Source organism: Qipengyuania sp. MTN3-11, from assembly GCF_042851825.1.
Classification (GTDB): domain Bacteria; phylum Pseudomonadota; class Alphaproteobacteria; order Sphingomonadales; family Sphingomonadaceae; genus Qipengyuania.
Map to the genome: position 1 here is coordinate 1,209,789 of NZ_BTGM01000001.1, position 13,639 is coordinate 1,223,427.

A 13,639-nucleotide genomic window follows, 5' to 3' on the forward strand; every position below is an offset into this window, starting at 1 on the left:
TGGACCCCCAGACGGACCGGATCGTTCGTCGATGCCGACGAGCAATCCATGACGGCCACAATCTCGCCACTATGCTGCCGGTTCCGCCGCGGCGAGCGCCGGGGGACCGCTTGGGCCCATTCTGCGACGAGTCGTTTGCCGGATCAGTTCTCCCGGCGCGCCCAGCCGTGTTGCGCGGGCGTCAGCGTGGCAAGGAATCCCTCGGCGCTGTCGAGATACGCCTGCTGCCTTTCATTGCCCATCCGGTCCCACGTCGCGTAGATGCGCCCGATGCGGTGGTTGCTCTCCAACCGTTCGCGGTGGCGGGCCATGAAGTGCCAATAGAGCGGATTGAAGGGGCAGGCGCCTTCGCCGGTCTTCTTGTGGGGCGAGTAGGTGCAACCCGAGCAGTAATCGCTCATCTTGTTGATATAATTGCCGCTCGCCGCATAGGGTTTGGACGCCAGCCTCCCGCCGTCGGCATAGAGGATCATCGCCGCGACGTTGGGCAGCTCGACCCATTCATAGGCATCGGCATAGACCACCAGATACCAGTCCTGCACCGCGCGCGGATCGATTCCGGCGAGGAGGCAGAAATTGCCCAGCACCATCAGCCGCTGGATGTGATGCGCATGAGCATTGTCGCGGGTCGAGCGGATGCAGTCGGCAAGGCAGGCCATCTCGGTCTCGCCGGTCCAGTAGAATTCGGGCAAGGCGCGCTGCGCGTTCAGGGCATTCGCCTTCTGCAGATGCGGCATCTGGTGCCAGTAGAAGCCACGGACATATTCGCGCCAGCCGATGATCTGGCGGATAAAGCCCTCGACGCTGTTGAGCGGCGCCTTGCCCTCGCGCCAGGCCGCCTCCGCCCGCTCGCACAGCGCCAGGGGATCGAGCAGGCCGAGATTGATGCTGGTCGACAGCATCGAGTGGAACAGATCGTCCTCGCCCGCCACCATCGCATCCTGATAGGGGCCGAAGCATTCGATCCGCTCGGTAAAGAAGGCGTCGGCGGCCGCTTCCGCCTCCTTGCGGGTGACGGGCCATTCGAACCGCTCCAGCGAACCGAAATGATCGGCGAAGCGGTCCTGGACGAGCTCGATCACCTCTTGAGTGATCGCGTCGGGTTCGAATTTGGGGCGTTCGGGTGCCGACAGTCCTTCCTTGGGCGGCTTGCGGTTCTCGCTGTCGTAATTCCATTCGCCGCCTTCGGGTTTGCCCTCTGCGGTCATCAGCAGCCCGGTCTTGCGCCGCATTTCGCGGTAGAAGAATTCCATGCGCAGGTCCTTGCGGTCCCTCGCCCATTCCTCGAATTCGGATTGGCTGCACACGAAGCGATCGTCGCGCAGGATCTCGACCTCGCAGGCGAACTTGTCCGCCCACTGGTCCATATCCTCCCGCACCCGCCATTCGCCCGCCTCGACCACGCTGACCAGCCGCGGCGCGTGCCGCTCGATCGCGCGCGCGAGTTCGCCGGTGAAGCTGCCGGCGTTGTCGGCATCGCCGAGCTTGACGTAGTCGACGGTCCAGCCCGCCGCTTCCAGTTCGCCGGCGAAATGGCGCATGGCGGAAAAGACCAGGACGATCTTCTGCTTGTGATGTTTGACGTAGGTCGCCTCGTCCCAGACCTCCATCATCAGGACGACGGTATCGTCCTTGGTCCGCCCGCGCAGGCTCGCGAGATCGCGGGTGAGCTGATCGCCGAGGATGGGGACTAGGACGGGGCCGGGCATCCCCGCATCAATGCCGCTCCTCGCGAATGGTGCCTCAGACGAAGCTGTAGGGATCGATATCCACCGCCACCCGCACGCCGGCGGGGTGATCGAGCGCGCCGAGCCATTCGCGGATGGTGTCCTGCAGCTGCGCGCTGCGCCGCGCGTTGATCAGCAGGCGGTAGCGGTAGCGATTGCGCAGCAGGCTGAGCGGGGCGGGGGCGGGGCCGTAGATCGCCAGTTCGTCCTGCGCGGGGCGCGCGCGGCCGATGCGGTTGGCGGCTTCGCGCGCCTCGCTTTCCTCCTCGCTGGAGACGATGATCGCCGCCCAGCGGCCGAAGGGCGGGGCACCGGCGAAGCGGCGGGCCTCGGTCTCGGCTTCGTAGAACCCGTCGCGGTCGCCCTGGGCCAGCGCGGCGATCACCGGCGCCTCGGGGTGGCGGGTCTGGAGCAGCACCTCGCCCGGCTTGTCGCCGCGCCCGGCGCGTCCGGCGACCTGGGCGATCTGCTGGTAGGTGCGCTCGGCCGCGCGCAGATCGCCGCCCTCGAGGCCGAGATCGGCATCGACCACGCCGACCAGCGTGAGTTCGGGAAAGTGGAATCCCTTGGTAACGAGCTGGGTGCCGATGATGATATCGACCGCGCCGCCCTCGACCAGGGCGACGAATTCGGCCGCGCGGCCCGGCGAGTTGAGCGTGTCCGACGTCGCCACGAACGTGCGCGCATCGGGCAGGCGTTCGGCGACCTCGTCGGCGATCCGCTCAACCCCCGGTCCGCAGGCCACCAGGCAGTCGGGCTCGCCGCATTCGGGGCAGGTTTCGGGCGGCGCGGTCTCGTGGCCGCAGTGGTGGCAGGCGAGGCGCCGGGAGAAGCGGTGCTCGACCAGCCAGGCGCTGCAATTGGGGCACTGGAACCGGAACCCGCAATTGCGGCACAGCGTCAGCGGCGCATAGCCGCGGCGGTTGAGGAACAGCAGCGACTGTTCCCCCCGGTCGAGCCGATCTTCCAGCGCAGTCACCAGCGGCCCGGCGAGCCAGGCACCGCGTCCCGGCTTCTCTTCCGTCAGGTCGATGGTACGGATCGCCGGGAGCTCGGCCGCGCCGTAGCGGCTCGGCAGGTCGATCTTCGCGTAGGTGCCGTTTTCCGCCATCGCCAGGCTTTCCAGCGCGGGGGTTGCGCTGGCCAGGATCACCGGCACGCCTTCGAACCGGGCACGCATCACGGCGACGTCGCGGGCGTTGTAGCGCACCCCGTCGTCCTGCTTGAAGCTGACCTCGTGCGCCTCGTCGATGACGATCAGGCCGAGGCCGGGGAAGGGCAGGAACAGCGCCGAACGCGCGCCGACCACCACCTGCGCCTCTCCCGCGGCGATGGACCGCCAGGCGCGGCGGCGTTCGGTCGACTTGAGGCTGGAGTGCCAGAGCACCGGTTTGGCCCCGAACCGGGCCTCGAAGCGCCCGAGGAAAGCCTCGGTCAGCGCGATCTCGGGAAGGAGAACGAGCACCTGCCGCCCAGCGCGGATCGCTTCGGCGACGGGTTCGAAATAGGTCTCGGTCTTCCCCGATCCGGTCACGCCGTCGAGCAGGAAGGGCGCGAACTCCCGCCTCCGGACCGCCGCGGCGAACACTTCGGCGGCCTCGGCCTGTTCCGGATTGAGATCGACCCGCGCGAAGTCCGGCCGCGCCTGGTGGTAGGGTCGGTCGCAATCGACCTCGACCGGCTCGAGCACGCCCTGGTTCACCAGTCCGCGCAAAACCCCTTCGGAGACCCCAGCGATGCCGGCGAGCTCGCGGATCGTCGCCTGTTCGTTCTCCAGCGCTTCCATTGCCGTCTGTCGTTGCGGGGTCATCCGTTCCGGCATGCCGCCCGTCAGGCGATATTCGACCATCGTCGCCGGGCCCTTGAGCGCGCCGCCGGAGGACAGCGCCATCCGCGTGACCGCCGCCAGCGGCGCGACGTAGTAATCCGCCGTCCACTCGATGAGTCGGCGCAGCGGAGCCGGGAGCGGGGGCACGGGCAGGATTTCGCGCAAGGGACGCAGCTTCTCTGCCGGAACGTCGGTTCCCGGCAGCCGTTCGGCCTCCCAGACGATCCCAATCACGGTCCGGGGCCCCAGAGGACAGGCGACGACCGAACCCGCCTCGACCGCCATGCCCTCGGGCACGCGGTAGTCGAGCGGCCCGAGGGCGGCATTGAGGACGAGGCAGCGCACGCGGTTCATGCCCGGGCCATATGGGCAGGGCAAGCTGGCCGGAACAAGGGCGGAGACGAAGGAGTCGCGGATAATGGATCGAATTCTCGAACGCACCACAGGCCGCCGGGCCTTCATGACGCGGACGATGGGCGGCGGCGCGGCGCTGGGTGCGATCTCGCTCGCCGGCTGCGCGGGAGGATATGGCGGCTTCTCTCTCGTCGACGCCGTCCAGCGCCTGTTGTTCCTCTCCAGCGAACGCGCCTTCGCCCGCATGCTCGACGGCGGCTATTGGGATAGTCAGGTGGCGACGCTCGGGCTCGGCAATGTCCTCGGCACGCGCGGCGACGTGCTCACGCGCATCCTCACCAGCACCCTGTTCAAGACGCGGCTGGAAAGCGCCTTTGCCGACATCGCCTATCGCGGGGCGGAGCGCGCCGCGCCGATCGTTACCGATGCGGTGCGCGTGATCGGCTTTCAGAACGCCGTCGATCTGGTTCGCGGCGGGCCGACCGCGGCGACCGCATTTCTGCGCGGAAATCTCGGCACCCGGCTGGTCGACGCCATGGTCCCCGAACTCGGCCAGGCGATGCGGGTCGCTTCCGATCCGCTCGTCGGCGAACTGCTCGCCGGTCTCACCGGGGTCGATGTCGGCGGGGTGGCGACGCGGGTGGCCGACACGATCGACGAGACCATCTGGCGCGAGATCGGGGCCGAAGAGGCGGCGATCCGTCGCGATCCGCGCTCGACCCGGGATCCGGCCATCATCGGTATCTTTTCGGCCGATGCGATCCTGTAGGAACCCCTACAGGTCGTAGGACAGGGAAAGCTGGCCGACGTGGGTGTGCGAAGTCGCCCCATTGTCGCGCGGACGGATGATGAACAGATATCCCGCCGTCAGATCGAGTCCGGGGGCAATCTCACGGGTGGCGCCGATGTTCGCGCGCCACTGGTCTATGCGGCTGGGTCCGCCGTTCAGCCGATCACGCAGCTGATAGAGCAGCTCGCCCGAAGCGAAGCCGCCGAAGCCGGCTCCGATGTCGGTGCGGAAACGGACGCGCTGCCGCAGGCGCAGCGCCATTTGGTCGGAATCGTCGTAGAACCGCTCCTCGATCCGGCTGCGCAGGTCGAATTTGCCGATCCCGATGGTCACCTGCTGATAGGGGCGCACTTCGGTAAAGCCATCCTCGTCGTGGATCTCCATTCCGCCGCCCAGGGCGATCCCGTTCGCCACGGCGGTGTTGACTTCGGCGCCGACGATGTACTCGTCAGGCCCATCGCGGCGGCGTGTCTCGAGCTCGAACTTGAAACCGGTTTCGGGAGCGATCTCGCCGTTCACCGAAGTCTCGATCCACAACTCGTCGTCGCTGGTGGCCGCTGCCGCGCCGGTCGGTTGCAAAGAGGCGCCCAGACCGGCAAAGCCGATTGCGAAAGCGAGGATTCTGTTCGACACGGAATGGGTCCTTCGGTTGAAAATCGGTCGTGAAACCGACATCGAATTGAAACTTTTCCCCAGACGAACTTTATGACCGGTTCGTGACAGGAGCATCTAGCCGTGAAATTCTTTGCCGATACCGCCGAAATAGACGACATCCGCGATCTGGCGGAAGCCGGCCTGCTCGACGGCGTGACCACCAATCCATCGCTCATCGCCAAATCGGGCCGGTCCTTTCTCGAAGTGACGAAGGAAATCTGCGGCATCGTCGATGGGCCGGTGAGCGCCGAGGTCGTGGCGCTGGATCACGACACGATGATGAAGGAGGCGGAGGTTCTGCGGAAGATCGCCGACAATGTCTGCATCAAGGTCCCCCTCACGATCGACGGGCTTAAGACCTGCCGCAAGCTGACGGGCGACGGAACAATGGTCAACGTCACCCTGTGCTTTTCCGCCAACCAGGCGCTGCTCGCGGCCAAGGCGGGCGCGACATTCGTTTCGCCCTTCGTCGGCCGACACGACGACAACGGGTTCGACGGGATGGAACTTATCCGCGACATCCGATTGATCTACGACAATTATCTGTTCGACACCGAGATCCTGGTGGCGAGCGTGCGCCATGTCACGCACGTGCTCGAGAGCGCGCGTATCGGCGCCGATGTCATGACCGCCCCGCCCAAGGTCATCAAATCGCTGGTGAACCACGTGCTGACCGACAAGGGGATCGAAGGCTTCCTCAAGGATTGGCAGGGCACCGGGCAGTCGATCCTGAAGAACTGACTTGGCGGACCGGACCCCCCTCGACCTGTTCAAGCAGGCGCTGACCGGGACTGCCCGGGCGCTGGCGCGCGAGCCCGAGGTCGAGGTTGCGTGGAGCGCCGATGCGCCGACGCAGAACGGCAAGAACATGCGCGTGCCCCTGCCGGGCCGCGAATTGCCCGCCGACCAAGCGCGCGAGGCGCGCGGGTTCGCCGACAGCTACGCCTTGAGGCTGCGCCATCACGACGAGGGCGTGCACGCGCGGGGCGCCCCGCCCGAACCGATCGCCCGCGCCTGTTTCGATGCGATGGAGCAGGTGCGCTACGAGGCGCTCGGGACCACGCGCTATTCCGGCATCCGAGCGAATCTCGACGCGGCGGTGGAGATGCGCACGCGCGGCGACCCGATCACCCGGGCCGACGAGCCTGGCGAGGTGCCGCTTCCCGCAGCGCTCTCGCTGATGCTGCGCGAGGCGCTGACCGGACAGGCGGTGCCGGACCGGGCCCGGGACGCGGTCGACATGGTGCGCGAGGACGTGCTGGCCAGGATCGGCGGCGATCTCGACGGCCTGGTGGAGAAGCTCGACGATCAGCAGGCGTTTCAATCGGTTGCTCTCGACATGTTGCGTCATCTCGATCTCACCCTGCCCGAAGCACCCGAGGACGGCGACGATGGCGGCGACGAGGACGAGGGCGAGGCGCCCGAAGAGGACGAGAGCGGCGATGAGCCGGACGAGGGCGATGCCGAGCCGCAACCCGCCGAAGCCGCCGGCGAGATGGCCGACGGCGAGGATGCCGACGGCGAGAGCGACAGCGAGGGCGAAACCGAGATGTCGGACGGCGACCCCTCCGACGATGGCGAGGAGGGCATGCAGCCGGTCCGCCCCAACCGGCCCTGGACCGAGGAGCCGGAGGATTTCGACTACCGGGCCTTTACCGATGCGTTCGACGAAGTGGTCGAGGCGGACGAGCTGTGCGACCCGGAAGAGCTCGAACGGCTGCGGACCTATCTCGACAGCCAGCTCGCCGGACTACAGGGCGTGGTGACCCGGCTCGCCAACCGTCTCCAGCGCCGGCTGATGGCGCAGCAGAACCGCAGCTGGGATTTCGACCAGGAAGAGGGGATGCTCGACGCCGCACGGCTGGCGCGGGTGGTCGTCAGCCCCGGCCATTCGCTGTCCTACAAGATCGAGCGGGACACCCAGTTCAAGGACACGGTCGTGACTCTGCTGATCGACAATTCGGGCTCGATGCGCGGGCGACCGATCAGCATCGCGGCGATCAGCGCGGACATCCTTGCCCGCACGCTGGAGCGGTGCGGGGTGAAGACCGAAATCCTGGGTTTCACCACCCGCGCCTGGAAGGGCGGACAGAGCCGTGAGAAATGGCTTGCCGACGGGCGCCCCGAAAAGCCGGGGCGCCTCAACGACATCCGGCATATTCTCTACAAGCAGGCCGACGAGCCCTGGCGCCGCGCGCGCCGCAACCTCGGCCTGATGATGCGCGAGGGGCTGCTCAAGGAGAACATCGACGGCGAGGCACTGCTGTGGGCGCACGACCGCCTGCTCCGCCGCCCCGAGGACCGCCGCATCCTGATGGTGATATCGGACGGCGCGCCGGTCGACGACAGCACGCTCAGCGTCAACGCCGCCGGCTATCTCGAGAGCCATTTGCGCCGCGTGATCGACTGGATCGAGAAGCAGTCGCCGGTCCAGCTCGCCGCCATCGGCATCGGCCACGACGTGACGCGCTACTACAGGCGCTCGGTGACGATCATGGACGTGGAGCAGCTCGGCGGGACGATCATCGAGCAGCTGGCTGGGCTGTTCGAGGTGGAGAACTGACATGAATGTTTCCGAAGCCGTCGCCAGCCGCCGTTCGGTGCGCAAATTCACCGATCAAGCGGTCGATCGGGAGCTGCTCGCACGGGTGTTCGAGAAGGCGCAGCGCGCCCCCTCGGGCGGCAACACGCAGCCGTGGCACGGGATCGTCCTCACCGGAGAACCCAAGCAGAGGCTGTTCGACCGAGTCGCGCAGGAATTTCCCAAGGGCCGCGAGGCACATGCTCCCGAGTACCACATCTACCCGCCTGAACTCGACGGAGCCTACGAGGAACGGCGCTTCGGGGTCGGCGAGGACCTCTACGGCGCGCTCGAAATCTCGCGCGAGGAGAAGGGCAAGCGGTTGATGTGGTTCGCGGAAAACTTCCGCGCCTTCGGGGCGCCGGTGCTGATGCTGGTCCACACGCCGAAATACATGGGCCCTCCGCAGTGGAGCGACATCGGCATGTGGCTCCAGACCATCGCGCTGCTGCTGCGCGAGGAAGGGCTCGACTGCTGCTTCCAGGAAGCCTGGGCGGTCTATTCGCCGCAGATCCGCGAGGTGGTGGACATTCCCGAGGACCATATCTTCTTCTGCGGCATGGCGATCGGCTACCGCGACACGGAGGCACCGGTGAACCGCTTCGAGGTCAAGCGCGCCCCGCTCGACGAGGCGATCCGCTGGGCGGGGTTCGCGGACTGACGCGCCGATTATGTCCCGGATAGGGCGGGACCTCTCCATGTGCCTTTCCTTTAATTCCCGGCAGCAGTAAGATCGCGCCGCAAACCAGAACAAAGAGTCGCTGCATCGTGGAGGCCCCGAGCCGTATCGGGGTTGGAAGGGGTCCGCTGTGGAACGCGCATTCTTGAAAGCGGCACTGTTGGTGTCCGCCATTATCGTCATCCCGCAGCCTGCCTCGGCACAGGGTAGGCCCGTGCTTTTGCGCGATTCTTTTCCGATCGGTTCGGGCGGAGGGGTTTTGTGCCAGGTGCAGGACCGCACGGTCGGCAACCCCGCGGCCCGAACCAGCTTCGACCGGGCGTGGTCGGTGGTGTGCCGCGACTCGGCGCTTCCCGTGGCCAGTGTCTACGCCTTTCGCGGAGAGCTTGCCGATCCGGTGGGCCATATCGCGCCTTTCCGCCGCGAAGCCGTGGATTGCGAGGCTCGGCGCGTCGCCACCGCCGCAAATGTGCCCGGGGCGGATTTTCAGGTCTGCACCATCGCCGACGGATCGCTCGACTGGTCCACGATCGTCCTGAGACGTGGCGATACCACCTATGTCGCCGACGGCTTTTCGGCCTATGACAGCGCAACGCTGCTCGCGCTGCGATCGGTGATCGAAAACCGCATCGCCGAAGGGCGGATCGATGCCGCCACCACCTCGGTCGCCGATCCGGTCGCCTTCAGCCGAATCCAGGCCGAAACGCTCGAGCCCGATCAGGCGCTGACCGAGGGGTACCGACGCAATCTGGGCGGCGATTATGCCGAGGCCGCGGCCTATTTCGAAACCCTTCAGAACCGCCTCGAACGCGAAGGCGACAGCTCGATCGATCCGGTCGAGTTCCTCGTCAATCGGGCCTTGCAGAAGAGCAATCTCGGCGAGTTTCCGGAGGCCGAGCGGCTCTTTGCACAGGCGCGGCAATCGACATCGGGCGATCCTATCGGCGAGCGTCTCCAGCGCAATTTCGAGGCCATGCACCAGCTCAACCGCGGCCGTCCGGCAGAGGCCATCGCCCGGCTCGATCAGCCGCTGACGGCGGGGTTCGCCGGATTGACGGTGTCGGGCGACAGGCTCGAGATCACGATCCCCATCGCCGCGCGGCTCAACGCGGACCGCCGCAGCGGGGTCACCGGAATCAGTAGCGATACCGCGCTGACCCCGCGCGAGCGGGTGGCGATCATCGACGCCCAGGCGCGGCAGTTGCGCGGCACCGCTCTGCGACTGCTGGGGGATTACGATGCGGCGCGGATCGAATTCCTCGATGCGCTGAACGAGGCGCAGTCGGTGCGCGATGGCCGGGTCACCACCCTCGCCCGGATGCGCGCGCAGATCCTGGGTGGGCTGGGCCTTGTCGCAGAGGCGCAGGGCGATCCCGAACAGGCCGAAACCTATCTGCGCCACGGGCTCGAACTGGTCGAGGCGCAATATCCCGAGCGCGTCGCGGTCGCGAGCGCCAAGGCCGGGCTGGCGAACTTCCTGCTGCGCAACGGCGGCGGGGACGAGGGGCGCAGGCTCTATGCGGAACTGGTGGCGCGCGCGACCGGCTCGGGCGCTGCGGCGACCGGGTTCGAGAACCAGATGGCTCCCTATTTCCGCGATCTGATCGAGCGGATGGACAGCGATCCCGCAGCCGCCCCGGCGTTCTTCGATGCCGCCCAGCTGCTGGTTCGGCCGGGCGTGGCCGAGACCCAGGCCGTTTTGGCCCGCGAGCTTTCGGGTGGCTCCGACGAGGCATCGCGCCTGTTCCGCCAGTCGGTCGATCTGACGCGCGAGATCGAGCAATTGCGCGTCCGCAACCTCGCGCTGCAACGCAATCGCGAGAATGCCGGGGCCGATGCGGAAATGGCGGGGTTGGAGCAGCGCATTGCCGAGCTCGAAGCGGCGCAGGTTCGGACCCAAGCCCAGCTGGCCGACTACGCGCAATATCGTGCCGTTTCGCAGCGCGCGGTCACTCTGCCGCAATTCCAGCAATTGCTGGGCGAAGGCGAGGCCTACGTTCGTTTGGCGCTGGTCGGCGATCGGGTGCTGGCGTTCTACGCCGACCGCGGCTTCGCCACCGCATACGACACCGGGTTGAGCGATGTCGACCTCGATGTGCTGGTCGATCTGATCCGGGCTTCGATCTCGATCCAGGAGGGCGGTCAGAACGTGACCTATCCCTTCGACCTCGAAAGTTCGCAGCGACTCTACACGGCGCTGTTGGGGCCCGTCGACGACAGGCTCGGCACCGTTCGCCATCTGGTCTTCGAACCCGACGGGGCCATGTTGCGGCTGCCCGTCGATCTTCTCGTCACCGATGCGAATGCGGTCGTTACACACGAGCGGCGACTCGAAAGGCCGGACGCCGACCCCTATGATTTCACCGGCATGACCTGGCTCGGCCGCGACCGGATGATCAGCACCGCGACATCGGCCCAGGCCTTCATCGACGCGCGCCAGGTCCGGTCCTCGAACGCCAGCCGCGAATATCTCGGCATGGGGCGCAACCTGCCGGTCGGCGAGGACCCTCCGGAGACGGTGCGCGCGGTGCTCGCAAGCGGCAGCGACTCCTGCGGCTGGACGGCGGTGGAATGGAACCGGCCGATCGACGAGGCCGAACTGGTAACGGCGCGCGCGATCATCGGCGATTCCGGTTCGGAACTGCTGACCGGGGCGCAATTCACCGACACCGCCCTGAGATCGAAGCCCGATCTCGACCAATACCGTATTCTCCACTTCGCAACGCACGGCCTCGTCACGCCGCCGCGTCCGGAATGTGCGATCAAGCCGGCGCTGCTGACCTCGTTCGGAGCCGAGGGATCGGACGGGCTGCTGACCTTCGACGAGGTGTTCGACCTCGGGATCGATGCCGACGTGGTGATTCTGTCGGCTTGCGACACTGCCGGCTCCGCATCGGTGGAGGCGACACGCGCGGCGGGGCTCACCAGCGGCGGCGGCACGGCGCTCGACGGGTTGGTGCGGTCCTTCATCGGCGCCGGCGGCCGGGCGGTCCTGGCAAGCCACTGGCCCGCACCCGACGATTACCGCGCCACCGAGCGCCTGATGAGCGAGATGTTCCGGGCCGGGCGCGACGCGCCGATCGGTGCCGCGCTCAAGCAATCCCAGAAGGCCCTGATGGACGATCCTACCACCTCGCATCCCTATTACTGGTCGGGTTTCGCCTTGATCGGCGACGCGGCGCGGCCGCTCCTGGCGCAGCGTTCGGCACCGGTCGCGCAAACGACCACCACGGCGGCGGAATAGCATGATCGGTTTTCGACACCTTTTCGCCGGAGCTGTCTCGCTCGCCGCGCTCGTGGCTCCGCTGGCCCTGTCCGCACAGACCACCACGCCCGGTGTTCCAACCCGCGAGGAGGTGCTGCGCGAGGAGCTCAACCGGCAATTGCGCGAGAGCCAGAGCCCGCTCGACCTCGACGGTGCCTTTCAACGCGCGCCCTGTCCGCTGGCCGGCGACCAGTTCGCCGATATCGCGCTGACCCTTGCCGAATCCCGGTTCGCCGGAGCCGAGAACATCGAGCCGGGACTGCTCGATCCTGCCTGGCGCCCCTATGTCGGGCGCGAAATTCCGATCGCCACGGTCTGCGACATTCGCGATCGCGCGGCGGCGCTGCTGCGCGAGGCGGGCTATGTCGCCAGCGTCCAGGTCCCGGTCCAGACGATCGAAGGCGGCGTGGTTCGCTTCGATGTCGTCGTCGCCCGGCTGACCGGTCTGGTCGTCCGCGGCGAGACCGGCCCATCGGGACAATTGATAGAGCGCTATTTCGGCAATCTTCGCGGCCGCGAGGTGTTCGTCACCGGCGAAGCCGAACGCTATCTGCTGCTGGCGCGCGACATTCCCGGTCTCGATGTGCGCCTTTCGCTCACGCGCGATCTCTCAGCCGGGGCCGGACCGGGCGATCTCGTCGGCGTCGTCGACGTGATCCACACGCCCTTCGAAGCCGATCTCGCCGTGCAGAACCTCGGCACCAGAACGGTCGGCCGCATCGGCGGGCAATTGCGCGCGCAGTTCAACGGGTTGACCGGGCTCGGCGACCTCACCGAGATAAGCGCCTTCGCCACCGCCGATCTCTCGGAGCAATACGTCCTGTCGGGACGCCACGAATTCGCCATCGGCAGCGACGGACTGCGGGCCGGCATCTCCGCCACCCATGCCTGGACCCAGCCGGACGTTCCCGGCCCCGACGTGTTCGAGGCGCGGACCCTGATCGCCACCGCGCAGGCGTCCTATCCGCTCGTGCGCAAGCAGGCGCAGACGATTCGTGTCCGCGCCGGGCTCGATTACATCAATCAGGATGTCGACTTTTCCGGTCTGGCCCTGGCGGAGGACGACCTTCGGGTCGGTTTCGTCGCGCTCGAATTCGAAGAGACCGATCTTGCCAGCATCCAGGGCCGGGGCGGCTACAACATCGCGAAGCCGCGATGGTACAGCCGGGGCCGGATCGAATTGCGTCAGGGGCTCGACATCTTCGGCGCGAGCGATGACTGCGGCCCCGCTTTCGCCGCCTGCCTCGTGCCCGGGGCGGTGCCGATCTCCCGGTTCGTCGCCGATCCGACGGCCTTCGTGCTGCGGGGCGAGGGCGCGGTCGATTTCCGCCCGATGCAGGACTGGAAGTTTTCGCTGCGGCCGCGCTTCCAGTATTCGCCCGACGCGGTCCTGCCCTACGAGCAGTTCTCGGGCGGCAATTACACCGTCGGCAGGGGCTACGATCCCGGTTCGGTGATCGGCGACAGCGGCTTCGGCGGACAGGCGGAAATCGCCAACGGTTCGCTGCTGCCGCCGCAACGCGACGGTTTCGCGTTCCAGCCCTTCGCCTTCTTCGACACGATCGCGACCTGGATCAAGGGCGATCCGACCGACCCCTTCACGCTGAATTCGGCCGGCGGGGGCGTGCGCGTCAACTACGCGAACCGGGTCTTCGTGGAAATACTGGGTGCGGTGCCGCTCGAACGCGCACCGCTCCAGACGAGGCGCGGCGATGCGCGTCTGCTGGTCAATCTGGCCGTGCGGCTGGGAAGCTGAGCGAT

Annotated in this window: 9 protein-coding genes; 6 read left to right on the forward strand and 3 right to left on the reverse strand. The window is 67.1% G+C overall.

Annotation, left to right across the window (positions count from 1 at the left end; translation table 11 throughout):
- Positions 1–143 precede the first annotated feature (143 nt).
- Complete coding sequence (locus tag ACGHN1_RS05820; protein ID WP_390549197.1) at positions 144–1,709, reverse strand: cryptochrome/photolyase family protein; 1,566 nt, start codon at positions 1,707–1,709, stop codon at positions 144–146.
- Between the two features lie 34 nt (positions 1,710–1,743).
- Positions 1,744–3,909 carry a primosomal protein N' gene (locus ACGHN1_RS05825; RefSeq protein ID WP_390549199.1) on the reverse strand — a complete coding sequence of 722 codons (2,166 nt, stop codon included), beginning with the start codon at positions 3,907–3,909 and terminating at the stop codon, positions 1,744–1,746.
- 64 nt (positions 3,910–3,973) lie between these two features.
- Here ACGHN1_RS05825 and ACGHN1_RS05830 point away from each other — a divergent pair, with 64 nt between their 5' ends.
- Complete coding sequence (locus tag ACGHN1_RS05830; RefSeq protein WP_390549200.1) at positions 3,974–4,678, forward strand: DUF4197 domain-containing protein; 705 nt, start codon at positions 3,974–3,976, stop codon at positions 4,676–4,678.
- Between the two features lie 6 nt (positions 4,679–4,684).
- Here ACGHN1_RS05830 and ACGHN1_RS05835 read toward each other — a convergent pair whose 3' ends face one another.
- A complete protein-coding gene (locus ACGHN1_RS05835; protein ID WP_390549202.1) occupies positions 4,685–5,332 on the reverse strand; it encodes a DUF2490 domain-containing protein in 648 nt (215 codons plus the stop codon).
- A gap of 102 nt (positions 5,333–5,434) precedes the next feature.
- On the opposite strand from ACGHN1_RS05835, the gene fsa reads away from it, so the two are divergent.
- From fsa to ACGHN1_RS05860, 5 genes are all read left to right on the forward strand, one after another.
- Positions 5,435–6,094 carry a fructose-6-phosphate aldolase gene (gene fsa / locus ACGHN1_RS05840; protein WP_390549203.1) on the forward strand — a complete coding sequence of 220 codons (660 nt, stop codon included), beginning with the start codon at positions 5,435–5,437 and terminating at the stop codon, positions 6,092–6,094.
- 1 nt (position 6,095) lies between these two features.
- On the forward strand, positions 6,096–7,916 hold the full coding sequence (cobT, locus tag ACGHN1_RS05845; protein WP_390549205.1) for a cobaltochelatase subunit CobT: 1,821 nt from the start codon (positions 6,096–6,098) through the stop codon (positions 7,914–7,916).
- 1 nt (position 7,917) lies between these two features.
- A complete protein-coding gene (locus ACGHN1_RS05850; protein ID WP_390549207.1) occupies positions 7,918–8,595 on the forward strand; it encodes a nitroreductase in 678 nt (225 codons plus the stop codon).
- A gap of 181 nt (positions 8,596–8,776) precedes the next feature.
- Positions 8,777–11,857: a CHAT domain-containing protein gene (locus tag ACGHN1_RS05855; RefSeq protein ID WP_390549209.1), complete on the forward strand. Its 3,081-nt coding sequence runs from the start codon at positions 8,777–8,779 to the stop codon at positions 11,855–11,857.
- Between the two features lies 1 nt (position 11,858).
- Positions 11,859–13,634: a ShlB/FhaC/HecB family hemolysin secretion/activation protein gene (locus ACGHN1_RS05860; protein WP_390549211.1), complete on the forward strand. Its 1,776-nt coding sequence runs from the start codon at positions 11,859–11,861 to the stop codon at positions 13,632–13,634.
- The last annotated feature ends 5 nt before the right edge of the window (positions 13,635–13,639 follow it).

Coding starts and splice junctions, on each gene's coding strand:
- ACGHN1_RS05820 (WP_390549197.1), bottom strand. CDS start 1,709: ATGCCCGGCCCCGTCCTAGTCCCCATCCTCGGCGATCAGCTCACCCGC.
- ACGHN1_RS05860 (WP_390549211.1), top strand. CDS start 11,859: ATGATCGGTTTTCGACACCTTTTCGCCGGAGCTGTCTCGCTCGCCGCG.
- ACGHN1_RS05850 (WP_390549207.1), top strand. CDS start 7,918: ATGAATGTTTCCGAAGCCGTCGCCAGCCGCCGTTCGGTGCGCAAATTC.
- ACGHN1_RS05825 (WP_390549199.1), bottom strand. CDS start 3,909: ATGAACCGCGTGCGCTGCCTCGTCCTCAATGCCGCCCTCGGGCCGCTC.
- ACGHN1_RS05830 (WP_390549200.1), top strand. CDS start 3,974: ATGGATCGAATTCTCGAACGCACCACAGGCCGCCGGGCCTTCATGACG.